Here is a 25639-nt window from a genome sequence, read left to right as displayed (position 1 = left end):
AGTGGGTCTGCGGTATCCAGACAGGTGTCGGCACCTGTTCCAGGTGCTGAAGACGTACTCAGCGTGGTCATTTACGCGACGAGCAGCCCCGTCCCCTCAGCCGCGACGGATGCGGCAGGACTGGCCGTTGAGGGTGCAGTCACCGACCCGTGGACGGTCGGTGCCCTCGGCGCGGAAGCCGAACTCCACGCGCTCGCCGGGCGCGACGACCGCGTTGTAGTCGAGGCCCCGCGCGACCACGACACCGGAGTCGGACTGGTCCAGGGTGGCCTGCCACACGTCGTCGATCTCGGCATCGTGGAGCTCGAAACTGAGCTCCCACGTCAACGGTGCCGCGGTCGTGTTGGTGATCGTGACGACGCCCACGAACCCGTCGTCCCAGCTGCTCGCCGGCCGGAAGGTCACGGTGGGCCGGTCACGACCGCGAACCGGTGCGACACCCGCCGCGGTGGACCGGCGCGACACGGTGGGCGAGGGTGAGGTCGCCCTCGCCCTCGCGGTCCTGGGAGTACGCGCGGAGTCGGCGGCGGGTGTCGCCCGTGTGGTCGACACGGTGGGCGTCGCCGCCGAGGCGTCCAGACGTGCCTGTGTGCTCGACCCGCTGCTGGCGAAGACGGCGGCCAGAACGAACGTCGTGGCCATCGCGGCCGCGATCACGCCCACGAGAACGATCGTGCGCTCCTGCGTCGACAGCGTGGGCACCTTGCGGCGCTCCATGGTGGTCCCTCCCCTGGACCGGCAGAGCCGGTTTCCGCCAGACGTTGACCGGGCCCAAACCCCCCAGCCGGACCCGCATGCGCCGAACACGGACGATTGTGCCACGGCGTCGAAGGTGGCACTTCTCGCGCGCAGGCTCGTCTAGCGTGGCGGTATGCCGTCCCGCACCCGCTGGCCACTTGCCGTCTGGCTGGTCTTGTTGGCGTTCGCCCAGGTCGGGGCGCTTGCCGTTATCTGGTGGGTGTTCGTACGCACCGCGGACGGTCAGTCCCTCGACGCGGTGGCCCTGTCGGGCAGATCCATCGGACAGACCAGGGTCGACGGGTTGGTCACCAGAGCCCTCAACACCATCACGGCGGTCTCCGTCATCGCCGCGACCATCGCCATCGGGTTCGTCGCGCTCGCCCGACGCCGGTACAGGCTCGCCGTCGTCGCCACCCTGCTCATCGTGGGCGCCAACCTCACCACCCAGCTGCTGAAACGCTCTCTCATCGAACGACCGGACCTGGGCGTCGAGGGGGTCGAGACCAACCTCAACAGCCTGCCCAGTGGGCACACCACGGTCGCCGCCTCGATGGCCGTCGCCGCGGTGCTCGTCCTACCGCCGCGGCTCCGTGGCGGAGTGGCGCTCGCCGGCACCTGCTACGCCGCCCTCGTCGGGATCGCCACGCTCGCCGAGGGGTGGCACCGGCCGAGCGACGCAGTCGCCGCCTTCCTCGTCGTCGGTGCGTGGTCCGCGGCTGCCGGTTTCGTCCTGGTCGTCACCGAGCGCGAGTCAGAGCGCTCGACTCCGCCGTCCGGCAGGGAAAGGCGTTGTTCGCCGGCATCAGGGACGTCCTGGTCAGACGGCGCTCATCCGTACGCGCTGACCCTGCTGTTCGTCGCCGGTCTGGCCCTGCTCACGGTCGCGGCGGTCGCGCTCGGCATCACCGATCAGACCCCTCACCCCGCTCCGGAGAACCTGAGCTGGCGCCGCCTCTTCGCCGCGTACTCCGGAGCAGCCGCGGGGATCGCCGGCACCGCGTGCATGGTGATGGTGATGGTGCTCGCGACGGTGCACCGTGTGGTGCCGAGCCGGGACACGTCGCAGCCACCCGGACCGTCGAGGCGAAACGCCGTCACGACAGGCCCGCACTGATCCTCCGCCGTAGCCGCCGAAGCCGCCGGAGCGTCAGGGTCTCAGGGCCCGGCAGCGCCTCAGAGCCGCCACATCCGGCCGGAGTACCGGTCGCGGAGCCAGCCGAACTGTCCGTACGACGCGACTGTCATACCGAACTGGTCGGGCGACGGACGGTCGCTGTCGACCCACCAGCGGTACGCCTTCTCGACCATTCCCCACAACGTGGAGAGGCCGTAGTGCTCCCAGTGCGGGTCACGGCCATCGGCGGAGACGCTGACGCCGGCCCACGCCTCCTGGTCGTACACCCAGCGCATGATCCGGCCGGATCCGTCCGGGAACTCGGCCTGGGTGAACCGGAGATCCGGAAGCTGCATTCCCAACGCGAACAGGGCATCGCGGTCCGACCAGAGGGCGTCCGGGTCGAGTCCGCAGGAGGCGGGCGCGCCGGAAAGCAACGTGTCGGCGTGGATGTCGAACACGTTGGTGTCACCGGCTGTGGCGTCGCCCGAGTGCGCACCTCTGTGGTCGCCCGAGTGCGCACCTCTGCGGTCGCTCGAGTGCGCACCTCTGCGGTCGCTCGCGCGGTCACCGGCGCGGGCGTCCGCCTGCTCGCCCATGGCTGGAAGTGGAGTGACGAACCGTCCGTACGCACGTTCGTCCTCAACCGTGAGCCTGGCCAGGCTCGGTCCGGCGAGCGGGTTGGCCCACGGCACGAGCAGCGTGCCACCGTTGCGGACGGACTCGACCAGTGCGTAGGGAACGACCGCCAGCGGCACACTGACCAGCACGCGGTCGTAGTCGGTACAGCCCGGCAACGCTGGATCGGTGGGAGAGCCGCCTCCGGCACGCTCGGGCGGCCCCAGGTCCGGCGGCGACAGGTGGCCGGCCGAGAGATGGTCGACCGGGATCACGTCGACGGATCCGCGATGAACATGGTCGTGCAGCTCCGCGCTCGGGTGCGTAGCGCCGGCCGTCACCTCGAGCACACGCACCCCCGGTGCGAGGTCCAGATGGGACACCATCGTCGCCACGGCCGAACCCTCAGGTCCCTCGGTTCCCTGCGACCCCATGCCTGCTCACCTACCCACCGATTACGACGTCAGACAGACATGTCGGTTATTCCGCCATCTTCTCGGCAGAATCGGGCAGAGGGGGCGAGCTGTCAATGGCGGCCTTTGTCACGACGCTCTCGCGCGGTTGACGCCTGCCGCAGCGTCTCGCCATGCGGACGCGCCACGCATCGCCAGGAGGTTTGACGAAAGCGCTTGGCGGCGTGCTACCAGCGAGTAACACTGGTGGGTAGCAACAGGCGAAAGGGTGAGAAGCCATGAGCCAGACCCGCCGCGTTTCCGAAGTCGACGCCCGCGCTGTCGCCGAGGCGGCCCGCGAGGCCACCTGGGTCAAGCCGAGCTTCGCGAAGGACCTGTACCTCGGCCGATTTCGCCTCGACCTCGTCCATCCGGCACCCCGCGTGCCGGAGGACAAGGCGGCGAAGGGAGCGGCCTTCCTCGAACGCCTCAAGGCGTACTGCGCGACTCTCGACGGCCAGGTCATCGAGCGCGAGTCCCGGATCCCCGACGAGTACGCCAAGGGCCTGGCCGCGCTGGGCGTCTTCGGGATGAAGATTCCCGAGGAGTACGGCGGCCTCGGGCTGTCGATGCTCGACTACGGCCGGGGCCTCATGCTCGCCGGCTCGGTCCACCCGAGCATCGGTGCGCTGCTCTCTGCCCACCAGTCGATCGGGGTCCCCGAGCCGGTCAAGATGTTCGGTACCGAGGAGCAGAAGCGCGAGTTCCTCCCCCGCTGCGCACGCGGGGCGATCAGCGCGTTCCTGCTCACCGAACCCGACGTCGGTTCCGACCCGGCCCGGCTGTCGATGACCGCGATGCCATCCGAGGACGGTTCGGAGTACGTCCTGGACGGGGTGAAGCTCTGGACGACCAACGGTGTCGTCGCCGAGCTGGTCGTCGTCATGGCCCGGGTGCCCGAGAGGGAGGGGCACCGGGGTGGTGTGACGGCGTTCGTCGTCGAGGCGAACTCGCCTGGCATCACCGTCGAGAACCGCAACGCCTTCATGGGGCTGCGCGGCATCGAGAACGGCGTGACCCGCTTCCACCAGGTGCGGGTGCCTGCCGCGAACCGGCTGGGCAAGGAGGGCCAGGGCCTCAAGATCGCCCTGACGACACTCAACACCGGCCGGCTCTCGATCCCGGCACTGTGCGCCGGCGCCGGCAAGTGGGCCCTCAAGATCGCGCGTGAGTGGTCCGCCGAGCGCGAGCAGTGGGGACGACCGATCGGCCAGCACGCCGCGGTCGCGCACAAGATCTCGTTCATCGCGGCCACGTCGTACGCCTTGGAGAGCATTCTCGAACTCTCCGCCAACATGGCCGACGCCGGAACCTACGACATCCGGCTCGAGGCGGCGATCGCCAAACTGTACGCAAGTGAGAAGGCCTGGACGATGGTCGACGAACTCGTCCAGATCCGGGGCGGCCGCGGGTATGAAAGCGCGGAGTCCCTTGCCGCACGGGGCGAACGTGCCATCCCGGCCGAGCAGATGCTCCGCGACATGCGGATCAACCGGATCTTCGAGGGATCGACCGAGATCATGCACCTGTTCATCGCGCGGGAGGCGGTGGACGCCCACCTGCAGGCGGCCGGCGAGCTGGCCAACCCGCACGCCCACGCGGACGCGAAGTTCCGGGCGGCGGCGAAGGCGAGCGGCTTCTACGCGAAGTGGCTGCCACGGTTGATCGCCGGAAAGGGGCAGTTCCCGCTCTCCTATGACGAGTTCGGGACGCTGGCACCGCACCTGCGGTTCGTCGAACGCTCCTCGCGCAAGCTGGCCCGCAACACGTTCTACGGGATGGCACGTTGGCAGGGCAAGCTAGAGTTCCGCCAGGGCTTCCTCGCGCGGGTCGTCGACATCGGGGCGGAGCTCTACGCCATGACCGCGGCATGCGTACGCGCCGAGATGCTCCTGCGGGAGGATCCCGCCCGCGGTGAGGAGGCCTACGAGCTGGCGGACGCCTTCTGCGCCCAGGCACGGGTCCGCGTCAAGGAGCTGTTGACGCGGCTTTGGCGCAACGCCGACTCCAGTGACGACGCGCTGGCCAAGCAGATCCTCGAAGGCCGCTACACCTGGCTCGAGGAAGGCGTACTCCATCTGTATCCCGACGCACCGTGGATCGCGTCCTGGACGCCGGGAGACTCGCAGAAGGAGAACCTCGCCCGCCGGATGATCTGACGGCGGCGGCGGCAATGACCACGCTGCCCATGCCAGTGGGCCCAGGACAGGCGTGTACGCCTGGCTGGGGTACCGCAGGCATGGGCAGCGTGGTCATTCGCCCCAGGGGGCATGGGCAGCGTGGTCATTCGCCCCGGCGGCAGGGACGGCGCGGCGGTGAGGGCCCGCGGAATGCTTTACGCTGCCCTTGCGATGCCCACGATCTACGATGTCGCCCGCCACGCCCAGGTCTCGCCCTCGACCGTCTCCCGCGTCCTCAACGGCAAGCAGACGGTCGACCAGGCCCTGGCCGATCGGGTGCGCGCGGCAGCCGAGGCGCTCGACTATCGGCCCAACGCCCTCGCGCGGAGCCTTCGCCGGAGCCAGACCAACCTCTGGGCCGTCCTGGTCTCCGACATCAACAACCCGTTCTTCACCGCCCTCGTGCGTGGTGTGGAGGACGTCGCCCAGACCTCGAGGTACTCCGTCGTGCTCTGCAACAGCGACGAGGATCCCGCGAAGGAGGCGGGATATGTCGCCGCGATCCTCGCCGAGCAGATAGCTGGCGTCATCATCTCCCCGACCAGCCACGGCGAACACGTCCGCGACCTGGTGGACGCCTCGGTGCCCATCGTCGCCATCGACCGGCAGGTACGCGGCGCCTCCGTCGACATCGTCACGGTCGACAACGAACGCGCCGCCCAGCTCGCCGCCACCCACCTGATCGACGAGGGTTTCGCGCGGATCGCCTGCATCACCGGCCCCCGCGACATCAGCACAGCGCGGCAGCGACTCGAGGGATACCACCGTGCCCTCGAGGCGGCCGGACGCGCCGTCGACCCGCGCCTGGTGAAGTACGCCGACTTTCGCGAGACCGGCGGCTACACCGCGATGGCCGACCTGCTCGACCACACGCCCAGACCCGACGCGGTGTTCCCCACGAACAACCTGATGACGGTCGGCGTCCTGGAGTGCCTGGCCGACCGGGGCGTCCGGGTTCCCGAGGACGTCGGGATCTTCGGCTTCGACGACGTACCCTGTGCGGCCCTGATCCGGCCCCCGCTCTCGACCATCACCCAGCCGACGTACGACATCGGCAGGACCGCGGCGGAGCTGCTGCTGCGCCGCATCGCCGAGCCCACCCGGGCGCCGTCGGTCACCGTACTGCCCACCGAGCTGCACGTCCGCGCGAGCTCCCTCAAGCGAGCAGCCACCACGTCAAGCCACCCGTGACGCCCGGACGTGTCGGCCCGCGCGGCTACCCCCGGACGCCTCCACCAAACGCCGGGTGATCAGGTTCCGACCATGGTCATGCGTCACGAGCGGTTCTTCCGAGCGCCGGAAACGGCCATGAGTGACGCATGATCATGAAACGCCACGGAAGGTACGCCGGTAAGCCAGCGGTGCCACGCCGAGCGCCGTCCGCAGGTGCTGGCGCATCGACGCCGGCGTACCGAATCCGGCGTCACGCGCCACCTGGTCGACGGGCAGATCGGTCTCCTCGAGCAGGTGCCGCGCGCGTTCGATCCGCTGTCGGACGAGCCAGATGCCCGGACTCAGCCCGGTCTCCTCGCGGAAGCGCCGGGTGAAGGTCCGCACGCTCATCCGCGCGTTCCTGGCCATGGTCGCGAGGTCGAGCGGTTCGCCGAGCCGGCTCAACATCCAGGCCCTCGTGGGTTCGGTCGTCGAGCCCGCCACCGGTGGAAGCGGGCGTTCGATGAACTGCGACTGCCCACCGTCGCGCCAGGGAGGTACGACGCACGTGCGTGCCGCACCATTCGCGACCTCTACTCCGTAGTCGCCGCGGATCAGGTGCAGGCAGAGGTCGATGCCGGCACCCACCCCGGCCGAGGTCAGCACGTCACCGTCGTCCACGAACAGCACGTCAGGGTCGAGCCGCACACGAGGATGGAGCTGACGGAACCGCCGCGCGTACTTCCAGTGGGTCGTCGCCCGGCGACCGTCGAGCAGGCCTGCCGCGGCGAGGACGAACGCCCCCGTGCAGATCGACACCAGCCGCCTTCCCGCCTGGGCCGACGCGCGCAGTGCCTCCGCGACCTTGGGGTCGATGGTTCCGTCCTCCACTGCCGGACCGTGGTGGATTCCTGGTACGAGCACCGTGTCGGCGTCGCTCACCACGTCGAGGGAGTACTCGGGCTGCAGGTGGAACCCTGCGGTCGTACGCACCGGCCCGCCGTCTGCCGTACACACCTGGACCGCGTACAGCCGCAGGCCGGAGGAGTCGCGGGCCGAACCCAGGACCTGCGTGGCCGTGCCGACGTCGAACGGCACCACGTCGTCGATCGCGAGAACGGCGACCCGATGCGGCCGGACCGGCGTCCGGTCTGTCGGGGCCGTCGGGTCCGGCAGGTTTGGTGGGCCTGGCAGATCTGGTGGGCCTGGCAGATCTGGTGGGCCTGGCAGATCTTGTGGGCCTGGCGGGTCCGGTCGGCCGGGCAGACCTGGCGTAGCGGGCATGGCCGGATTCTTTCACATGATGGCTTTCGGGCCACTGGCCGACGAGCGGGCGGAACGGACAGGCTGGTCATCGTGACGCCGACCGAACCTCGCGATCCCGCCACACCCGATTCTTCAGGACAAGGCCCGGCCGGTCCCGCTCTGTCCGTCCCGCATCCCGCCGCTCCGCGGTCCCCCCGCGGGCGCGGCAGGATGAAGCGCCCGAGCATCCACCGGGCGTGGATCGTCGCGGGCGTCGCGCTGCTCGCGCTCGTCGGCGCCGCCGGTTTCGGCGCTGTCCCCGGCGTCCTGGTCACCCCGCTGCAGGAGGAGTTCGGGTGGTCGCGAGGCACGATCTCGCTCGCCGTGTCGATCAACCTCGTGCTGTACGGCGTGACCGCACCTTTCGCGGCCGCCCTGATGGAACGCTTCGGCATCCGCCGGATCCTCGCGGGCGCCCTCGTCCTCATCGCCGTCGGCAGCGGGCTCACCCTGTTCATGACGGAGAGCTGGCAGCTGGTGCTGTGCTGGGGCGTCCTCGTCGGGCTCGGTACCGGCGCCATGGCCCTCGCGTTCGTCGCCACCATCACCGGACGGTGGTTCGTCCGCCACCGCGGCCTCGTGACGGGCATCCTCACCGCCGGCGGCGCCACCGGCCGGCTGATCTTCCTTCCGCTGCTCGCGAGCCTGGTCGTGTGGTCGGACTGGCGTGCGGCGGCTCTGGTGGTCACGCTCGCCGCCCTGGCGGTCGTGCCCCTCGTTCTGCTCGTCATCCGGAACCGGCCGGAGGACGTAGGACTACGCCCTTACGGCGTACCCGACGACGCCCCGGTCGCGGCCGCCGACGCGGTGCCGACCCCGCATCCGGCAGCCGGGACGGCGCTGGGAGTCCTCGCCGGTGCCGTACGCACGCGCGCGTTCTGGCTGCTCGCCGGCGGCTTCGCGATCTGCGGCATGTCGACCAACGGCCTGATCCAAATCCATTTCATCCCGGCGGCGCACGACCACGGGATGGCCGAGCCGGTCGCGGCGTCACTGCTCGCCGCCATCGGGATCCTCGACATCGTGGGTACGGTCCTGTCCGGGTGGCTCACCGACCGCCTCCCCGCGCCCTTCCTGCTCGCCATGTACTACGCCCTTCGCGGCGCTTCCCTGCTCCTGCTCCCCTTCCTGATGGACGACACGGCACACCCGAGCCTGCTCGTCTTCATCGTGTTCTACGGGCTGGACTGGGTGGCAACAGTCCCGCCGACCATCGCCTTGTGCCGCCAGCACTTCGGCAGTGCCGGTCCCGTTGTGTTCGGGTGGGTCTTCGCCTCCCACCAGATCGGCGCCGCGATCGCCGCCACCACAGCCGGGGTCCTGCGCGACACGACGGGGAACTACGTCCTGGCGTTCACCGGAGCTGGACTGCTCTGCTTCGTCGCCGCCGCGCTCTCGGCGCGGGTGGGCGTTCATCCGCCGACGCCCCGGCCATCCGTCGGGAGCGCACACTGACGGGACGGCACGTCGTCGTCCCCGAGAACGATCCAGGCCCGCGGCTCGGGCACCGGCAACGGTCGCGGGTCAACCGTCATGCAGGGCGTCGCCCGACCGCGACCAGCCCGACCGCCCCGAGCACACTGGTCGCCGTACAGATCATCATCACCCCCGTGTAGGTCCCGCTTTGCGCGTGCAGCCACGCGGCTCCCAACGGTGCGGCCGCCTTCGTCACCATGAGAAACGCCGCCAGCAGACCGCTCAACGTCGCGTACGCAGCGACACCGTAGCGATCGGCCACGAGCGCGGGGCGGGCGATGGTCCCGACGCCGAAGCCGATCCCGACCGCCAGGACGCAGGCGATCGCGCCGACCAGCCGGTCACCGACCCAGGGCAGGAGAAGCGTCCCCATCGCCTGTAGGACGAAGATCGCCGCGACGACGGCCGTCAGGCGCACGCGCCGGCTCACTGCCGTCGTCACCACCCGCCCGGTCACCGACAGGACTCCCAGCAGGCCGGCGACCGTGGCGGCGGTGGTCGGCGCGTGACCGAGTTCGGTGAGGTACGCGACGACATGAACGCTGATGACGAAGGTGCCGATGCCCTGGGCGACGAACGACACGGCGATCAGCCAGTACGCCGGATCACCGAACGCCGTGCGCAGGGCGGCCGAACGCCGGTCCGCCGGGTCCTGGTCGGCGTTGGCCCGATCCGTGCGCGCCCGTTCGGTACCGGCCCGATCCGTACTGGCCCGATCCGTACTGGCCCGTTCGGTACTGGCCCGATCCGTACTGGCCCGATCCGTCCGGGCATCCGAACCGGTGACGGATTGGCTGGCGATGCTCGGCGTACCGCCGGATCCGGGCTCGTCGGCACCGACAAGGGCGAGCGGTCGGCGTACGACCAGGTGCAGCGGGACAGTCACGGCGCCGTAGATGACCGCAAGCACGACAAGCGCCTGCCGCCAGCCGTAGAACTCGACCAGCAGACCGGACAACGGCAGGAAGATCGTCGAGGCGAACCCTCCGACGATCGTGATCGCGAGGATCGCAGTCCCGCGACGCTGGCCGTGAAACCACGTGACCACCACGGCGAACGCCGCCTCGTAGAGCACACCCGCCGCCGCGACGCCGAGCCCGACGAAGACGGCGTACAGCGCGACGACGTTCTCGACCCGCGACCAGGCGAGCAGACAGCCGGTGGCGAGCACCGAGCTGAGGACCATGAGCCGTCGCCCTCCACTCCGGTCCAGCCATCGCCCGACAGGAACGGCGACGGCCGCGGAGGTGAGCAGGCTGAGGGCCGGGGCCACCGTCAGCGCGGTCCGGCTTGCGTGCAGGTCGGCCTGCATGGGGACGAGGAAGACCGCGAACGCGTAGGCGAGTGCGCCGTAACCGGCGGTCGTCGTCAGCGCCAGAGCGGCGACGATCCACCAGCCGTACGACACTCGGGTGGGAGTCAACCGGACGGCGCTCACCCCGCTGCGGAGGCGATGTCGGCATCCACGTCCCCATCCTCCCGGACTCACCCGAGTTGTCAATACAACTTCCCTCACGCCCGACTCGACCAGCAGCCCGGCCCTGCCGCGCTGCCCGCCCCCGCGCTGCCGGGTCACTCCCGGCGCGGCACGATGGAGCCATGAGCCCGATCGCCACGAACGAACTCAGCGCCCTCCTGCTGGAGAACATCCACCCCGACGCGACCACACTGCTGTCCTCGGCCGGATGCAAGGTCGAGACGTACGAAGGAGCACTGAGCGCGGATGAGCTCGCGGACCGGATCAGCGGCGTCCACCTGCTGGGGATCAGGTCGACGACGCAGCTGACCGAGGCGGTCCTCGACAAGGCCAGCGATCTCGTGGCGGTGGGTGCGTTCTGCATCGGTACGAACCAGATCGACCTGCCGGCGGCGACCAAGCGCGGGATCGCGGTCTTCAACGCCCCGTTCTCCAACACCCGCAGTGTCGTGGAGCTGGCGATCGCGGAGATCATCGCGCTCACCCGGCGGCTCACCGACAAGAGTCGCGACATGCACGCGGGCATCTGGGACAAGTCGGCTGCGGGCAGCCACGAGATCCGCGGGCGGCGGCTCGGCATCGTCGGTTACGGCAACATCGGCAGCCAACTCTCCGTCCTCGCCGAGACCCTCGGAATGTCGGTCTCCTTCTTCGACATCGCCGACAAGCTCGCGCTGGGCAACGCGACGCGCTGCGCGTCCCTGGAGGAGCTGCTCGAGTCGGTCGACGTGGTGACGCTGCACGTCGACGGACGGCCGGGCAACCGGGGAATCTTCGGCGACGCGGAGTTCGCGCGGATGCGGCCGGGCTCGCTCTTCCTCAACCTCTCCCGCGGGTTCGTCGTCGACCACGCCGCGCTGCGGCAGCGGATCGAGTCCGGGCATCTCGCGGGTGCCGCGATCGACGTGTTCCCACGCGAGCCGAAGCGGCGTGGCGAGGCGTTCGAGTCCGAGCTGCGCGGCCTGCCCAACGTCATCCTCACCCCACACGTCGCCGGATCGACCGAGGAGGCGCAGCAGGACATCGGCCGATTCGTGGCCTCGAAGCTGCGGCACTACGCCGTGGACGGCACCACGTCGCTCTCGGTCAATCTGCCGGAGCTCGCGCTACCGGAACGGGCGGGTACGCACCGGCTGGCACACGTCCACGTCAACACACCCGGCGTACTCGCGACGATCAACGGCGTTCTCGCCGAGCACGGCGTCAACATCGAGGGCCAGTTCCTCGGCACCCGCGGCGAGGTGGGGTACGTGATCACCGACATCGGCGCGCCGGCCGAGTCCGATGTCGTGCGTACCCTCCAGGACATGCCCGAGACGATCCGTCTGCGCCACCTCTCCTGACCACACCGACCGCCCATGCGGCCGACCGCCAACCCAGGCCGCACCCGACTACAGCGCCGCCGTCGCTCACCGGGTGACCGTGCTCGTCGATCAAGCGCCAGTGGCGATGGTGATGATCTCAGGCAGTTGCTCGGTGAATGGACGCCGATCCCAGAGGCCGTAGCGCTCCATGACCGCCAACCCCGCCTCTGACAGGAATTCGTCGAGCTCGTCGACCTCGACGAACCGGAAGCGGCTGGGGCACAGCACCTCGTACTCCCAGTGTGGGCTGGCGAATCGGCCGACCACCTCGACGATCCCGCGCTCCACCAGCCGCGGGTTGGTGTTCGCGGCGCTGACCACGGCGCCATCGGAGGCGACGACCTCCGCCTGGTTCGTCCACGTCTCCCAAGGGCGTAGCCCGGGGTTCAACGTCTCGAAGGCGAACCGGCCACCGTCGGTCAGCGCTGCCTGGACCGCCGTGAGTGCCGCCGCGATCTCGTCGTCGGTGAGATACGCCTGGAAGACGTGACGGGTCATGATGACGAGCTCGTACTCCTGACCGTAGGAAGCGGTCCGGAGGTCGCCCAGGATCCAGTCGACATCGGTACATGACTTGGCCTGGTCCAGCATCGCCGCTGCGGGTTCCAGACCGACCAGCCGCCCGGTGTGGCCGGCCGTGCGCGCCCTCCGAAGCACACTGCCGGTGCCGCAACCGACGTCCAGCACGGACTCTGCCGCCATGACGAGGTTGAGGTAGAAGTCGAGATCCGGCCCCCAAGGGTTGAGCTGGTCGTAGAAGACCGCGAGGCGAGGGTCGGTGTAGTCGTCGCTGTACTCTCGCCGGGGCATGCGGACAGTGTCGCGGCGAGATCACGCAATGTCGCCTCGATTCCCCGAGCAGGTGGCCCGCCGACGCGATGCCAGGCCGCCGAGGCACCGCCCGATCAGCGCCGAGCCAGAGCCGCCCACGACGGGGCTACCAGCGCCCACCGCAACCTCATACCCGCCTCGACGGGCGTGCGGTCTCCCTTGGCGCCGTTGCAGCCGCCGCACGCTGCGACGGTGTTGGTCCACGTGTTCTTCCCGCCCCGACAGCGGGGTAGGACATGATCGACGGTGTCCGCGAGACCACCGCAGTAGCCGCACCTCTTTCGGTCCCGCGCGAGGACGCCGCGCCGAGACCAGGACGGACCAGAGTTGTAGCGCCATCGCGTGACGACGTACCGCACGAGGCGTACCACAGTCGGACGGGGCCAGGCGCCGATAAGCCGGTCGGGCACCGCCTCATGCACCTCGGCGACTCGACGGACCAGCATGCCGACCGCGTGTCGCAGACTGACCCGGTGGAGCGGTCCGAGATCGGCGTTGATGACGAGAACGGTCTCCACCAGATCCTCCTCCTCTACGGTCTATGCCTGCGATGGTAGAGGGACCGGACGGGCGAGGACTCGAACCAGTTGCTCCAGGGTTGAGAACCCGACGACCTCATCCATGGTCGAATCGGCGTACCGCGGGAAGGTTTGCGACGAATCGTCCCGAAGATGGCCAGATCGGGCGCTCTCACCGGACCGGGCGGCTCAGCTGTCGCCGCGGAACCAGCGGACGTCGTACGGAAGTGAGTCGGCGGGACCGTCATAGGCCACCACCGGTTCGCCATCGGCTCCCACGGCGATCGTGAACCGCTCCTCGACCGGCGGCTCGTAGCCGTCCCCAGCGTCGCTCACGAGCGACCCGCCCGGCCCCGGATCGCTGTCGGCGGGGAGGTACGCCTCCAGAACCACCGTGCCGTCCTTGTCCACCGGGACGACGGCACCCGCCCGCACCAGGACAGGCGTCTCGTCGAGCGGCGCCTCGACGGTCACATGCCCAGGCCCGTCATGGGCGACGCCGGTCCGCCGGTCGTACCAGCGTCCGCGCGGCAGCCGGATCGTGCGTTCGCGGGCTCCCTCTGCCAGCACCGGCGCCACCAGCATCGCCTCACCCAGGAGGAACTGGTCGTCCTCCCAGCGCAGGCCCGTGTCGGATGGATCGGCCCAGAGCAGCGGCCGGACGTACGGTGCGCCCGTCCGGTGCGCCTCCCACGCAAGGGTGTACCAGTACGGCAGGAGTTCGTACCGCTCCCGCAGCGCCGGACGGACCTGGGCGAGCACCTCAGGCCCCAGTGCCCACGGCTCGCGGGCGGGCAGGGCGGCGGCGCAGTGCACCCGGAAGAACGGCAAGTAGGCGCCGAGCTGGAACCACCGGACGTACAGCTCATCGGACGGATGCCCGTCGAAGCCGCCGATGTCCGGGCCGGAGAACGGCATCCCGGAGCAGCCGAGTCCGAGCGTGAACGTCAGGCTGATCCGCAGGCCCTCCCAGGACGTCCCGATGTCGCCGGACCAGGTGCCGGCGTAGCGCTGGATGCCGGCAAACCCCGACCGCGACAGCAGGAACGGCCGGCGCTCCGGCCGCAGCCTGCGCACACCGGCGAAGCCGGCATGGTTGAGCAGCAGGGCGTAGACGTTGTGCGCCTCCCGGTGGTCGCCGGACTTGCCGTCGAGGTCATGCCGCGTCGACAACGGCAGGGTCCCGTCACCCCATGCGGCGAACACGGATGGTTCGTTCATGTCGTGCCAGAAGCCGTCGACGCCGAGTCGGACGTAGGTGTCGTAGCGCTCGCTCCACCACTGCCGGGCGGTGGGCGCGGTGAAGTCGGGGAACACCGTGGAACCCGGCCACACCACGCCAGTGATCACGTGGCCCCTGGCGTCGCGGCAGAAGACGTCGGCGGCGAGGCCGTCCTCGTAGGTCGGTTCGCCTGGCTGCTTGGCGATCCCCGGATCGGCGATGACCACGACGTGGGTGTCCCGCTCGGCCAAGGTCGCCGTGAGGGCGCGCAGATCGGGGTAGCGGGTCTCGTCGATCGTGAACGGCCGGTTGTCGACCGAATGGTCGATGTCGAGCCAGAGGCCCGACACCGGCAGGTCGTGGCCGGCGAACTGCTCCGCCACCTCGGTCACGACCTCCTGGCTGGCGTAGCCCCAGCGGCACTGGTGGTAACCCAGCGCCCACCGCGGTGGCAGCGCCGGGCGCCCGGTCAGCGCGGTGTAGCGCTCCAGTGTCGCCGCCGGCTCCCCCGCGAACACGTAGTAGCGCAGCGGCCCACCGTTCAACCGCGCGACGATCTCCTCGCCGACCTCGGTGGTGCCGTCACAGGTGTTGTCGTAGAAGGCGAGGTGGCAGCCCGCGTCCGCGACGACCGTGTAGACCGGGATCGACAGACAGAGCGGGTCGTCGCCGAGTGCATAGGTGCCGCCCGGGTCGGAGTTCCACAGCCGATACGTTCGACCCTTGCGGTCCAGCCGCGCGCTTCGACCCCCGAGGCCGAGCACGGCGGCATCGCTGTCGAGCACGCTGCGATGGGTCCACGCGGCGCCGTCCCAGTGTGGTGCGGCATCATGCCGGAGCGGTACGTCGGGAACGTCGTCGCCCGCTCGGTCCCCCGTCCGGAACGTCAACGCGCCGGCGGCGCCGACCTCCACACCGAGAGCGGGCGTATGCACCGACCAGCCGGTCCCGGCCCGCGTCAGCTGGCTGTCGGTGGCGTAGTCGATCTGCGTGGCGTCGGCGCCTTCGAACGTACCCAGGGAGTACGACGGCGTGGGCGCGACACCGTCCCAGCCGACGAAGACGCCGCCACCTGCGAGGAATCGGACCTCGAGGATGAGAGCCGTCGCCGAGGCCGCCTCCGCGCCGCCGCCGGGCCCGGTCGTGAACGAGAACCGCGCTCCGCCGGGGACCGTCTCGGCCGCCTGGAGTACGCCTGGCTCGCGCGCCGGCGCCGGGCCGGTGTCCAGGGCCACCGCGCGGTCGAGCCGGTCGCGGCGCAGGCTGTAGGAGACCGCCAGCATGCTGTTGCGCCACCCGATCAGCTGGAACGACTTCCACAAGGCATGGATGCGGTCGAAGACGCTCTCCCGGGCGCGCAGGCGAAGGTGGCGCAGCCAGCCACCCCACCACGAGGGCGGCTTCTCGGCGGGCTCGGACGACGGGAACCCGATCGGCTGCATGCGTACTCCGTTCCGGACTCAGAACGCAACGGTTGGCCCAGCTTAGGGCGCCGACCCGACATTTCAGGCCCCTGCCGGACGGGAGTCGGACCCTCAGCTCACCCACTGCCGTAGCAGCACCTCACGAGCGGGTCGGGTCTGAGCCTGGACGAGGAGGAACGCCGCCTCCCGGGCGAGCCGCTGGGCCGGATCCGTCAACGTCAACGAGCGTCCAGCCCCGGCGACCACGAGTGCGGTCGTCGCGTCGACCATCAGTCGCTGGACCTCGGCACGGAAGGCGAGCCGTTCGTCGTGTGCCTCGTCGGGGGGTACGTGGTCGAGCAGACGGTCGGCCTCGGCCTGCGCCGCGGCGAGGCGCTCACCCAACCGCCGGGCGGCTGCGACGCCCACCGCCAGGTCGGCGTCCTCGCTCCGGGTGGCCAGGTGACGGATCGCCGCCTCGGTCACACCGAACACGGCGGGGTTCGGATTGACGGTCTGCCGGCGGTCGGAGCGCAGCCACGGCTCGATCGGCGTCCGCGAGACGATGAGGGAGTCGGGTACGACCAACTGGTCAAAGCGCAGCCGCACGGTCCGCGTCGCCGTCATCGCGGCCATCCGGATCGGGTCCGACGCCATGAGCCCTGGTTGAGGCCGGGCGTCGATGATGCCGAAGACCACTTCCCCGTCGGTCGTCGCCCCGCCCAGGGCGCAGACGTCGTTCAGGCCCCAGCCGGTGAACCACGGCGCGTCGCCGGTGAACCGCCAGCCGCCGGACACCCGCTCCGTCTCGACCGGGCGGTCCGGCCAACGGCGCAGGTGGGCGAACGCCGTGCCCGCGATCTGCTCGCCGGTGACCAGCCGGGGCAGCAACTCCCGCCGACACTCAGCATTGCTGTCGGCGACCATGCGTACGGTCCCGTGGTGTTGGGCGGACACGAACCAGGTCGCGCAGTCGGCACCGGCCAGCACCTGCTGGATCCGCCGGGCGAGAGCGGGCGGCGCGTCGCTTCCGCCGTCCTCCCCCGGTGCCGCGATGCCCAGCAGGCCCGCCTTCCCGAACGCGTCCAGGTGCGTACGCGGGACCGTCGAGGCGTCGACCTCGGCCGCGTGAGGGGCGAGCAGGTCCCTCGCCAACCGCTCGGCGGCTCGCCACAAGGGCGACGCACGCCAGTCCTCCGAACCTTCCGCCGGTTCCACGCCCCGCATCCTGCCATGCACGCCGGTCCAGTCGGTCGCGCTGCTCACCGGGCGCGGGCCGCGTCCCGGAGAGCGAGTTCGCCCGCGTCCACCTGGCGCATCCGGGTGCTGAGGCGGGCCACCTCGTCCTCGTGCACGTCGCCGTGGTCGAACTCGAGCCGTACCAACTGGTCCCCGACCGTCACAAGGAAGCGTTGCGCGGTGTTCCGCTCGAAGCCGGTCCAGGCCGGCGTGCCGTGCCGCGCGCCCGCCCCGCCCGTCGTGTCGCCCTCGACCGGGCCGCTCTCGACGGCCGGGCCGCCCACCGGCCCCAGCAGGTCGACGGAGAGTGAGTTGTCCGCGCCCGGATTCTCATAGCCCACGCTGACATACCGCCGATCCGGCGAGACGTAGACGTAGTCCAACTCCCAGGCCGGGTCCTCGACGACGATCGGGCGTACGCCGGTCGAGAGGATCTCCCGCCGTTTGACCGCGACGTCCAGTGAGCCGGCACACCACCATTCGCAGACCGCGAGGGCGCCGAGCGCGGCGAGCAGCCCGAACCGCAACGACCACGACCGGCCGGGCGCGGCCGCCCACGCCCACCAGCCGGCCGCCAGCATGACGACGAGCAGGGCCGCACCGGCGACCGTCAGGCGTACGACAGTCGCGCCCAGGAAGAGCAGCCGGCCGAGGCACGCGGACACGATGACCGCACTGCCCGCCGCGAGCACCGGCACGAGCCCCGGCCTTGGCACGTCGAGGTACCACAGGAGCGCCGACGAGATGAGCCACATGAGCGGCAGGGCCACGACCAGCCGCGCAAGGTCGAGGTCGTATCCCGTGGCCAGCCACCGCACCCGCGCCACCCGCTCCCCGGCGAGCCACAACCGTGACACACCGAGGACCGCACCACTACATCCGAGCGCCGCAAGAATCGTGTCCCGCATCGGCGTCCTCCGAGACTGTTCGACGAGACGGTGTCACCGCCCGTGTGATGGAGGCTCCGCACATCGACAAGCTTGCTGGCCCGCAGGATGTCGTCACATGAGTACGCCGACCCAGATCGCGGTGGGTGAACTACTCAAAGCGCGGCGTCACAAGCGCTGGAGGGCAAGCGGCGGCGGGGATGTGCCGACCGCGTGCGGCGTCGCCCCTCCGGCTCGTCACACCTCGTCGTGGCCGCGCTGAGCGCGGACGACTGCCGCTCAGCGGTCGCGACCGCTGTTCTTGTGCGCCATCGCGCGGGCGGTCTCCCGGTCGGCCTCTCGCTTGGCGATGGCCTGCCGCTTGTCGTAGTTGCGCTTGCCGCGGGCCAGACCGATCTCGATCTTCACCCGGCCGTCCTTGAAGTACATCGCGAGCGGGACGATCGTGATCCCGCTCTCCCGGGTGGCCGCGCCGATCCGTTCGATCTCCTTGCGGTGCAGCAGCAACTTCCGGGTACGCCGCGGTGGATGGTTGGTCCAGGTGCCTTGGGTGTATTCGGCGATATGGACGCCTTGGAGCCAGATCTCACCGTCCATGACCACGGCATAGCCGTCGGCGAGGGTCGCACGTCCGGCGCGGAGGGACTTCACCTCCGTACCGGTGAGGACGAGACCAGCCTCGAACGTCTCGTCGATGTGGTAGTCGTGCCGCGCCTTGCGGTTCTGCGCAATCAGCCGGCGTCCGCGCTCCTTGGCCATCCCTCCATCTTCCCGGACGGCCGCAAGCGCCTTTCGGGAGGATCCCTCGCGACGTGACGCTCATCCGAAAATCGACGGTCAGTGGGCAGCCGGACGCTGCCGGCCTGCCCACTGACCGTCGATTTTCGGATCAGAGGTAGTCCATGGGATCCACCGTGTCCCCGTCGCGGTAGACCATGAAGTGCAGGTGACAGCCGGTCGAGTAGCCGGTCGAGCCGACGTAGCCGACGATCTCCCCCTGACTCACCCGCTCGCCGCTGCTGACGGCGTAGCTGGACAGGTGGTTGTACGCCGTGACGATCGAGTCGCCGTCGATCAGCCCGTGGGAGACCAGCACCCGGTTGCCGTAGCCCTCGTTGTAGTAGCGGGACATGACCGTGCCCGACGCGGCGGCCCGGATCGGCGTCCCACAACTCGCGCCGAAGTCCGTACCGTCATGCAGTTTCCACACCCGCAGGACCGGATGGAACCGCATGCCGTACTGCGAGGTGATCGGCGCGTCGACGGGTCGGATCAGGTCCCCGACTGAGCCACCGCCGCCGCCCGCCCGATCGCGCTCGGCCTGCTCCCGGAGGATGCGTTCGATCCGCTCTCGCTCCGCGACCAGCGCCTTGTACCTGCGTGTGTCCTCCCGCTTGGCCCGCTCGGCGGCCGCCTTGGCCGCCTGCCGCTCGTCCACGAGCTGGCGTACGGCGGCCTCCGCTGAGCGGGCCTGACGCTCGAGCTGCCGCATCCGGTCGAGGTTCTCCGCCGCCAGCTGCCGGTGGGCCTGCACCGCCTGTTCCGCCGTGACCCGCGCGTCCCGCCGGCCGGCGAGAGCGACCCGGGCGGCGTCGAGCCGGTCCATGGCTGTGCGCTGCGAGTCACTGACACTCGCAACGATCTGCGCCGCCGAGAGAAGGTCGGTGATGTTCTTGCTCTTGAGCACGGCCGAGATCTCCGCGGCCCGCGATCCCTGGTAGCTCGCGTTCGCGAACGCGGCGATCTCGCCAACCTGGGCCTCGAGCCGTTCCTCGGCACGAGTCTCCGCTGCGACGGCGGCGCTGACCGCGCGACGCGCATCGGCGAGTTGGGCCGCCATCGCGGCGTCCTTCGCCCGCGCCGCGGCGAGCTTTCCCCTGGCCGCCGCCAGTCTGGTTCTGGCCGTCGCCAGCGCCTTCTGGGCCGACGACGCGGCACGGATCGCCGCGACCAGGTGTGCCGAGGAATCGTCGAGGTCGGACTTCGCACCGTCGATCTGGCGTTCGACCCGGCGCTTGTCATCCTCCGGATCGGCGAGTGCCTGCGGCAGCCCCGCGCAGACGGTCAGCACCGCCAACGCGACCGCGACTCCGATCAGTCGGCGCCGACGCCCGCTCCGGTTGGTGTTCCACGACGCACCGTTCCCGCCGATATCGGGGAATTGTCCGACCACGACCCGCCCCTCATTTGTTCCGGATGTCCGGGACGACAATAGGGGATAACGCTCAGACGGAGAGGTATTTCCGGAGAGTGACGAAAGATGCCACAACCGCGAGTAAACCGCCGACTCCGATAAGCACCGGCATTGCCGTAAATGTCTCTTCCCACCCGATCCACGGAACCACTCTGATATCGGTCCGTAGCCGGGACGTGACATAGGGGGTGAACGCGAGCGTCCCGCAGGCAAGTAGCGCACCAACGAGTGCCGCCACAACGCTTTCGACGATGAAGGGCAGTTGGATATAGAAGTTCGACGCACCGACCAGCCGCATGATGCCGATCTCACGTCGGCGGCTGAACACCGTCAACCGGATCGTGTTGCTGATCTGCAGAACACCCGCTATCAGCAGGCCCCCCGCCAATCCGATCGAGATCCACTGGAGGCCGTTGAGGCCCTTGAAGAGCGGCTCGAGCACCTCACGGGAGTCCTGCACGCTGAACACGCCCGGGAGTCCCTGCACGGCCGACTGAACACCCTGATATTCCTGCGGGTCCTTCAGGCTGACCCGGAACGACTCCTGCAGATGCTTTGCCTCGACGATGCCCGCTGTCGCCGAATCCTTGTAGATCTCCTGGTAGCGCTTGAATGCCTGCTGCTGCGACTCGTGAAAGACCCGCTTGACCTCAGGATTGCTTGTCAACGCCTGCTTGATGTCGCTCTTCTGTCCGGCATTAACCGCGCCGCTCGCACACTGCGGTGCCGAAGACACGTCATTGCACATGAATACGGCAATTTGGACTTTGTCGTACCAAAAGCCCTTGACGAGATCCACTTCGGAACGGACGAGAAGGCCGAGCCCGAACAGCACGAGTGAGATCCACACGGTGACGATGACGGCCACCGTCATGGTGACGTTACGGCGGAGGCCGGTGCCGAGTTCGGAGAAGGCGTACCTGATCTGCATGACGTCCTAAAGTCGGGTCGGGGGCATCTTCATGGCGGGCGAGGCCGCGGCGTGCGCGCTAGGTCTGGTAGCCGTAGACGCCGCGGGACTGGTCGCGGACAAGCCGGCCCCCTTCGAGCTCGATGACCCGCTTGCGCATCTGGTCGACGATGTTGGCGTCGTGCGTGGCCATGATCACCGTGGTGCCGGTGCGGTTGATCCGGTCGAGCAGCTTCATGATGCCGACCGACGTCGACGGGTCGAGGTTTCCGGTCGGCTCGTCGGCGATGAGGATCCTCGGCCTGTTGACGAACGCCCGCGCGATCGCCACCCGCTGCTGCTCGCCTCCGGACAACTCGTCCGGCATCCGGTCCTCCTTGCCGTCGAGACCGACGAGCGCGAGGACGTCCGGCACGACGCGGCGGATCTGACCACGCGGCTTGCCGATCACCTGGAGGGCGAAGGCGACGTTCTCGAAGACGGTCTTGTTGGGGAGCAGGCGGAAGTCCTGGAACACGGTGCCGATCTGGCGTCGCAGCCGGGGGACCTTCCAGCTGGCCAGCCGGTTGAGCTCCTTGCCGGCGACGAAGACCCGCCCCCGTGACGGGCGCAGCTCGCGGAGGGCGAGCTTGAGGAAGGTGGACTTGCCTGAGCCGGACGTGCCGACCAGGAACACGAACTCGCCCTTGTCGACATCGAGGGACACCTCGGCGAGCGCGGGGCGGGTCTGTCCGTCATAGACCTTGCTGACGTTCTCGAAGCGGATCACGGCATGCTTCCTGGCCGGGTCGGGGGGTTGCCCACCGCCGAGCGACATCCCCGAGGTTGGGGCCGGGGGGGACGGCGCCACCACGAAAGGCGTGGGCATGTGCGGCCAACGCCCGAGTGTACGACGCGAACCGGCCGCAAGCGCCCATGTCCCCGCTTTGTGCCGGATTTCCTGACCCCACCCGGACGGCCTTTCCCCCTCGGCCGCCCGCGCCCTCCCCCGTGATCATGATCGTGATCATGAAGACTTTCGGGACGTATTGCCCCGTCTGCCTTCATAGTCCGGTTTCGCTTCATGATCAGGCGACTGGACGCCCGGGCGGACGGACTCAGGGGCCAGTGCGGGGAGGCGGGCGCCGCGCGGCGGGATGCGGGACGGCCGGGCGAGGGCGCGGCGAGGCTGCGGGGGTGGGCGAGGCTGCGGGGGTGGTGCGGAGGGCGGCGAGGGCGCGGGGCGGTGGCATTCGGCACAGGGCGGACCGGAGGTTCGACCGAGCGGAGGTTCGACCGAGCGGAGGTTCGACCGAGCGGAGGTTCGACCGAGCGGGCCACGGAATCGGCCGAACGCCCACGGCCGCCCACATCGGCACCCACACGGACCAAAGCATCGAGGGAGCAGTCCACGGGGCTCGACGGTCCCCGCCCGGACGCTCGGGTGCGCACCTGCACCTGCGCCGGGAGCTTCGGCGCCGGCCGGGCACCGTCTCCCTCGAGAGACGATCGCACGGATCATGAAGCCAAAGCGGGTCGTGAAGCGAAACCGGGTGATAGACCCCGGAAGCCTTCATGATCACGATCATGATCACGGGAGAGAGGGCGGTCGGCGTTGCGCCGGGCCCGACGACTACTGGATGCGCGGTTGGCAGCTCCTACGCGGCGTCGCTGGTACGCCGCCAGCGGATTCCGGCCTCGATGAAGTCGTCGATCTCACCGTCGAAGACCGCCTGCGGGTTCCCGGTCTCCTCTTCGGTACGCAGATCCTTCACCATCTGGTACGGGTGCAGGACGTAGGAGCGCATCTGGTCGCCCCACGAACCGGCGACATCACCCCGGAGTGCGTCGATCTTGGCCCGCTCTTCCGCCTTCTTGAGCGCGAGCAGCTTGGCCTTGAGGATGGTCATGGCGGTGGCGCGGTTCTGGATCTGGCTCTTCTCGTTCTGGCAGGAGACCACGAGTCCGGTCGGCAGGTGAGTGACGCGGACGGCCGAGTCGGTGGTGTTGACGCTCTGTCCGCCCGGCCCGGACGAACGGTAGACGTCGATCCGGATCTCGTCCTCAGGGATGTCGATGTCATCGGACTGCTCGACGACCGGCACCACCTCGACGCCGGCGAACGACGTCTGCCGGCGGCCCTGGTTGTCGAACGGCGAGATCCGGACGAGCCGGTGCGTGCCCTGCTCGACCGAGAGCGTGCCGTAGGCGTAGGGCGCCTTCACCGCGAAGGTCGCCGACTTGATGCCGGCCTCCTCGGCGTAGGACGTGTCGTAGACCTCGGCCGGGTACTTGTGCCGCTCGGCCCACCGGAGATACATCCGCAGCAGCATGTCGGCGAAGTCGGCCGCGTCGACGCCACCCGCACCGGCCCGGATCGTGACCAGTGCCTCGCGGGAGTCGTACTCCCCCGCCAGCAGGGTGCGGACCTCCAGCGCCTCGATCGCCCGGCGCAGGTCGGCGAGCTCCTTCTCCGCTTCGGCGCGGGTGTCGGCGTCGTCCTCGGCCTCGGCCAGCTCGATCAGGACGGCGAGGTCGTCGAGGCGCTGGCGCTGGCTGGTCACGCGGTCGATGTCGGCCTGCTTGACCGACAGCCGGCTCGTCACCCGCTGCGCGTTGGCCTGGTCGTCCCAGAGGTCAGGTGCGCTGGCCTGCTCACTCAGCTCGGCGATCTCTTTGCGCAGTTTGTCGAGGTCAAGCACGGCCTCGATGCTGCGAAGCGTCGAATCGAGGGCCTTGAGCTCTGCGTCGAAGTCGGGTCCAGCCACAATGACCAAGCCTACGCGCAAGGCGCCTCCGGCCAGGCGAAGGTGGGCGGCATGCCAGCGCGCAGGCTCACGGTGTCGCGAACGTCTCCGCGGAGGACTGGACCTCGATGGTGATCGTTCCCTGTCCGGAGATCGTGTTGACGATGGGCAGCGTCATCGTTCCGTTGCAGGTCACCGTGGTCTCGGTGAGCGTGGCGTTGACGTCGGCGTCGCAGCTCACCGGGCCGTTGTAGTTGCCGGCCGCGACGTACTGGTCGACCTCCGCTTGGGCGAGCCCCTCGCTGAGGAGCACGCGATCCTGGACCCCACCTTGGTAGATGGCTTCCTTGTCGATGCCGTTGCTCGCGGCGAGGACCGCGCCGTCGGCGATGGCGTTGAGGGCGCGCCGGTACGTGAACGCCTGCGCGGCATCCACCACTACCGAACACAGCAGGACGACGATGATGCCGAAACCGATGATGAGCGGGATGAGCTGCCCGCGCTCGTCGGGTGCCTGCGTCCCCCGCCATGACCGCCGCGTGGCACCCCGCCACACTCCCTGCGTTGACCGGCACCACGACAGCCGCTGCGCCAGGTGAGGAGGCCGCTGCTGGACGACTCGTCTCCGCATCGTCGCCATCACCTCGACTGCCGGTAGTCGCCGTAGGGAGTGCGGTGGACGCTCGTCACCGGGAACGACACCAGCGGTCCGCCGATCGCGTCCGGGATGAACGGGAACCTTACGACGTAGCGAACGGTGATCTCGACACTCGACCCGGACTGCAGGCAGCCGCCCTGGCAGGCGGATCGGAAGGCGTAGCCCTGTCCCAGTCCCTGGTCCGCCATGGCGATACGCGCCGCCTCCCGGGCACGCGCCTCCGCCTGGCCGACGTTCGCCGACAGGACGTACGCACGGCCGGCGTCGCGGGTCGCCGCCGAGACGCCGTACATCGCTCGCTGCACGTCGAAGACCGCCAGCATGATGTAGACCAGCGGGACGAGGAACAGGATCCCCAGGTAGCAGAACTCCACGATGGCGTTGCCGCGTTCGCCACGCGTGCCGCGTCCGGCGCCGCCGACGCGCGCGCGGACCTGACGGGCCCACCATCGACCGACCCTCACGGCGTCGGCTCCTTGACCGCATGTCCTTCCACCGTGAAGTCGAACGTCGGACCCCAGAGGCCCATCGCCGGCATCGTCGCGGTGACCCGCATGACGACGAGATCCTGGCCGGCCGCGGAGTCCGGGACAGGGTCGATGTCGCGGGCCATGCCGGCCGACAACACCCCGCTGATGCAGTCGAAGGTCGCGGCCCGCCCGTCACCGAGGGAGGCGTCGTAGTTCGCGGCCTGCCGGGCCCCCTCGTGCGCACACGCCACGAGGGTGTTGCGGACATGGAGAAACAACCCCAGCTGCAGAATTCCGAGGAACAGCGGCAGCAAGATGATCATGACCAGGACGAACTCGACAGCTGCCGATCCCTCCTCCGCCCGTCGCCCACCGCTTCTCACGACACGCCGCCCAGTGCCGTGCCCCGGCCGACGTTCGAGGCCAGCTCCATGCCTCATCAGGGCATGCTGCCCCTCGCCCTCATGATCGCCTGCCGGAGCAGCTGCTCGAGCTCAGGGCCCAGGAAGGCCCACAGGACGGCGATCAGTCCGGCGGTCATCACAGTGATCAGGATCCAACCCACCAGGTCGCCGCGCTCGCGTCCCCGGGTGACGACCCGCGCATGGAGCCGCGCCGCCAGGGTCCGGAGCGTAGGTGTTACGGCGTTCATCGTCGGTCCTCTCTCAGTGACTTTCACGGGAGATCTCTGGCTTGTCGGAC

The 25639-nt window shown here is 69.6% G+C and carries 23 protein-coding genes; 5 read left to right on the top strand and 18 right to left on the bottom strand.

Going from position 1 to position 25639, the window contains the following annotated elements:
- Positions 1-96 precede the first annotated feature (96 nt).
- Positions 97-717 (bottom strand): cellulose binding domain-containing protein, encoded by a 621-nt coding sequence (locus tag ABN028_RS12090; protein WP_349327154.1) that lies wholly within the window; start codon positions 715-717, stop codon positions 97-99.
- A 154-nt stretch (positions 718-871) separates the two neighbouring features.
- On the opposite strand from ABN028_RS12090, the gene ABN028_RS12085 reads away from it, so the two are divergent.
- Positions 872-1855: a phosphatase PAP2 family protein gene (locus ABN028_RS12085; protein WP_349696660.1), complete on the top strand. Its 984-nt coding sequence runs from the start codon at positions 872-874 to the stop codon at positions 1853-1855.
- Between the two features lie 59 nt (positions 1856-1914).
- Here ABN028_RS12085 and ABN028_RS12080 read toward each other — a convergent pair whose 3' ends face one another.
- The gene (locus ABN028_RS12080) at positions 1915-2907 is read right to left on the bottom strand and encodes a hypothetical protein (RefSeq protein WP_349696659.1); all 993 of its coding nucleotides are present in this window, start codon (positions 2905-2907) and stop codon (positions 1915-1917) included.
- A gap of 257 nt (positions 2908-3164) precedes the next feature.
- Here ABN028_RS12080 and ABN028_RS12075 point away from each other — a divergent pair, with 257 nt between their 5' ends.
- Positions 3165-5084 (top strand): acyl-CoA dehydrogenase family protein, encoded by a 1920-nt coding sequence (locus ABN028_RS12075; RefSeq protein WP_349327148.1) that lies wholly within the window; start codon positions 3165-3167, stop codon positions 5082-5084.
- A gap of 192 nt (positions 5085-5276) precedes the next feature.
- The gene (locus tag ABN028_RS12070) at positions 5277-6296 is read left to right on the top strand and encodes a LacI family DNA-binding transcriptional regulator (RefSeq protein ID WP_349327146.1); all 1020 of its coding nucleotides are present in this window, start codon (positions 5277-5279) and stop codon (positions 6294-6296) included.
- A 132-nt stretch (positions 6297-6428) separates the two neighbouring features.
- Here ABN028_RS12070 and ABN028_RS12065 read toward each other — a convergent pair whose 3' ends face one another.
- Positions 6429-7541, bottom strand: coding sequence for a GlxA family transcriptional regulator (locus tag ABN028_RS12065; protein WP_349696658.1), 1113 nt, complete (start codon positions 7539-7541; stop codon positions 6429-6431).
- 192 nt (positions 7542-7733) lie between these two features.
- On the opposite strand from ABN028_RS12065, the gene ABN028_RS12060 reads away from it, so the two are divergent.
- Positions 7734-9017 (top strand): MFS transporter, encoded by a 1284-nt coding sequence (locus ABN028_RS12060; RefSeq protein WP_349696657.1) that lies wholly within the window; start codon positions 7734-7736, stop codon positions 9015-9017.
- Between the two features lie 76 nt (positions 9018-9093).
- Here the strand turns inward: ABN028_RS12060 and ABN028_RS12055 are convergent, their stop codons facing one another.
- Positions 9094-10476, bottom strand: a complete 1383-nt coding sequence (locus tag ABN028_RS12055) for an MFS transporter (RefSeq protein ID WP_349696656.1) — start codon at positions 10474-10476, stop codon at positions 9094-9096.
- Positions 10477-10637: 161 nt separating this feature from the next.
- On the opposite strand from ABN028_RS12055, the gene serA reads away from it, so the two are divergent.
- Positions 10638-11858 (top strand): phosphoglycerate dehydrogenase, encoded by a 1221-nt coding sequence (gene serA / locus ABN028_RS12050; protein ID WP_349696655.1) that lies wholly within the window; start codon positions 10638-10640, stop codon positions 11856-11858.
- A 90-nt stretch (positions 11859-11948) separates the two neighbouring features.
- Here the strand turns inward: serA and ABN028_RS12045 are convergent, their stop codons facing one another.
- From ABN028_RS12045 to ABN028_RS11980, 14 genes are all read right to left on the bottom strand, one after another.
- On the bottom strand, positions 11949-12689 hold the full coding sequence (locus ABN028_RS12045; RefSeq protein ID WP_349327138.1) for a class I SAM-dependent methyltransferase: 741 nt from the start codon (positions 12687-12689) through the stop codon (positions 11949-11951).
- Between the two features lie 95 nt (positions 12690-12784).
- Positions 12785-13228 carry an HNH endonuclease gene (locus tag ABN028_RS12040; RefSeq protein WP_349327137.1) on the bottom strand — a complete coding sequence of 148 codons (444 nt, stop codon included), beginning with the start codon at positions 13226-13228 and terminating at the stop codon, positions 12785-12787.
- A 189-nt stretch (positions 13229-13417) separates the two neighbouring features.
- The gene (locus tag ABN028_RS12035; protein WP_349696654.1) at positions 13418-15892 is read right to left on the bottom strand and encodes a glycoside hydrolase family 31 protein; all 2475 of its coding nucleotides are present in this window, start codon (positions 15890-15892) and stop codon (positions 13418-13420) included.
- A gap of 93 nt (positions 15893-15985) precedes the next feature.
- Entirely contained in the window at positions 15986-17071 is a 1086-nt protein-coding gene (locus ABN028_RS12030) for an acyl-CoA dehydrogenase family protein (RefSeq protein WP_349696653.1), read from the bottom strand.
- 44 nt (positions 17072-17115) lie between these two features.
- Positions 17116-18000, bottom strand: a complete 885-nt coding sequence (locus tag ABN028_RS12025; RefSeq protein WP_349696652.1) for a hypothetical protein — start codon at positions 17998-18000, stop codon at positions 17116-17118.
- Positions 18001-18258: 258 nt separating this feature from the next.
- Positions 18259-18738: an SsrA-binding protein SmpB gene (smpB, locus tag ABN028_RS12020; RefSeq protein WP_349327133.1), complete on the bottom strand. Its 480-nt coding sequence runs from the start codon at positions 18736-18738 to the stop codon at positions 18259-18261.
- Between the two features lie 130 nt (positions 18739-18868).
- Entirely contained in the window at positions 18869-20152 is a 1284-nt protein-coding gene (locus ABN028_RS12015; protein WP_349696651.1) for a peptidoglycan DD-metalloendopeptidase family protein, read from the bottom strand.
- A gap of 52 nt (positions 20153-20204) precedes the next feature.
- Positions 20205-21104, bottom strand: coding sequence for a permease-like cell division protein FtsX (gene ftsX / locus ABN028_RS12010; RefSeq protein ID WP_349327131.1), 900 nt, complete (start codon positions 21102-21104; stop codon positions 20205-20207).
- A 58-nt stretch (positions 21105-21162) separates the two neighbouring features.
- Positions 21163-21852 carry a cell division ATP-binding protein FtsE gene (gene ftsE / locus ABN028_RS12005; protein WP_349327130.1) on the bottom strand — a complete coding sequence of 230 codons (690 nt, stop codon included), beginning with the start codon at positions 21850-21852 and terminating at the stop codon, positions 21163-21165.
- 868 nt (positions 21853-22720) lie between these two features.
- The gene (gene prfB / locus ABN028_RS12000; RefSeq protein WP_349327129.1) at positions 22721-23830 is read right to left on the bottom strand and encodes a peptide chain release factor 2; all 1110 of its coding nucleotides are present in this window, start codon (positions 23828-23830) and stop codon (positions 22721-22723) included.
- Between the two features lie 67 nt (positions 23831-23897).
- Positions 23898-24440, bottom strand: a complete 543-nt coding sequence (locus ABN028_RS11995) for a pilus assembly protein TadG-related protein (protein WP_349327128.1) — start codon at positions 24438-24440, stop codon at positions 23898-23900.
- Between the two features lie 8 nt (positions 24441-24448).
- Positions 24449-24931 (bottom strand): hypothetical protein, encoded by a 483-nt coding sequence (locus tag ABN028_RS11990; RefSeq protein ID WP_349327127.1) that lies wholly within the window; start codon positions 24929-24931, stop codon positions 24449-24451.
- A complete protein-coding gene (locus ABN028_RS11985) occupies positions 24928-25377 on the bottom strand; it encodes a TadE family protein (protein WP_349327126.1) in 450 nt (149 codons plus the stop codon). Before ABN028_RS11985 ends, ABN028_RS11990 begins: the two co-directional genes overlap by 4 nt.
- A complete protein-coding gene (locus ABN028_RS11980) occupies positions 25377-25589 on the bottom strand; it encodes a hypothetical protein (protein WP_349327124.1) in 213 nt (70 codons plus the stop codon). The genes ABN028_RS11985 and ABN028_RS11980 overlap by 1 nt, the downstream gene beginning before the upstream one ends.
- Positions 25590-25639 lie beyond the last annotated feature (50 nt).

Origin of the sequence: Actinopolymorpha sp. B17G11 (genome assembly GCF_040196095.1) — a bacterium.
In the GTDB taxonomy this organism is placed as follows: domain Bacteria; phylum Actinomycetota; class Actinomycetes; order Propionibacteriales; family Actinopolymorphaceae; genus Thermasporomyces.
This window is presented reverse-complemented; position numbering and strand designations above follow the sequence as displayed.

Bases quoted from the DNA above. Each gene is read 5' to 3' on its own strand.
- ABN028_RS12090 (WP_349327154.1), bottom strand. From the start codon at position 717: ATGGAGCGCCGCAAGGTGCCCACGCTGTCGACGCAGGAGCGCACGATC.
- ABN028_RS12085 (WP_349696660.1), top strand. From the start codon at position 872: ATGCCGTCCCGCACCCGCTGGCCACTTGCCGTCTGGCTGGTCTTGTTG.
- ABN028_RS12080 (WP_349696659.1), bottom strand. From the start codon at position 2,907: ATGGGGTCGCAGGGAACCGAGGGACCTGAGGGTTCGGCCGTGGCGACG.
- ABN028_RS12075 (WP_349327148.1), top strand. From the start codon at position 3,165: ATGAGCCAGACCCGCCGCGTTTCCGAAGTCGACGCCCGCGCTGTCGCC.
- ABN028_RS12070 (WP_349327146.1), top strand. From the start codon at position 5,277: ATGCCCACGATCTACGATGTCGCCCGCCACGCCCAGGTCTCGCCCTCG.
- ABN028_RS12065 (WP_349696658.1), bottom strand. From the start codon at position 7,541: ATGCCCGCTACGCCAGGTCTGCCCGGCCGACCGGACCCGCCAGGCCCA.
- ABN028_RS12060 (WP_349696657.1), top strand. From the start codon at position 7,734: ATGAAGCGCCCGAGCATCCACCGGGCGTGGATCGTCGCGGGCGTCGCG.
- serA (WP_349696655.1), top strand. From the start codon at position 10,638: ATGAGCCCGATCGCCACGAACGAACTCAGCGCCCTCCTGCTGGAGAAC.
- ABN028_RS12045 (WP_349327138.1), bottom strand. From the start codon at position 12,689: ATGCCCCGGCGAGAGTACAGCGACGACTACACCGACCCTCGCCTCGCG.
- ABN028_RS12035 (WP_349696654.1), bottom strand. From the start codon at position 15,892: ATGCAGCCGATCGGGTTCCCGTCGTCCGAGCCCGCCGAGAAGCCGCCC.
- ABN028_RS12025 (WP_349696652.1), bottom strand. From the start codon at position 18,000: ATGCGGGACACGATTCTTGCGGCGCTCGGATGTAGTGGTGCGGTCCTC.
- smpB (WP_349327133.1), bottom strand. From the start codon at position 18,738: ATGGCCAAGGAGCGCGGACGCCGGCTGATTGCGCAGAACCGCAAGGCG.
- ftsX (WP_349327131.1), bottom strand. From the start codon at position 21,104: ATGCAGATCAGGTACGCCTTCTCCGAACTCGGCACCGGCCTCCGCCGT.
- ABN028_RS11995 (WP_349327128.1), bottom strand. From the start codon at position 24,440: ATGCGGAGACGAGTCGTCCAGCAGCGGCCTCCTCACCTGGCGCAGCGG.
- ABN028_RS11985 (WP_349327126.1), bottom strand. From the start codon at position 25,377: ATGAGGCATGGAGCTGGCCTCGAACGTCGGCCGGGGCACGGCACTGGG.
- ABN028_RS11980 (WP_349327124.1), bottom strand. From the start codon at position 25,589: ATGAACGCCGTAACACCTACGCTCCGGACCCTGGCGGCGCGGCTCCAT.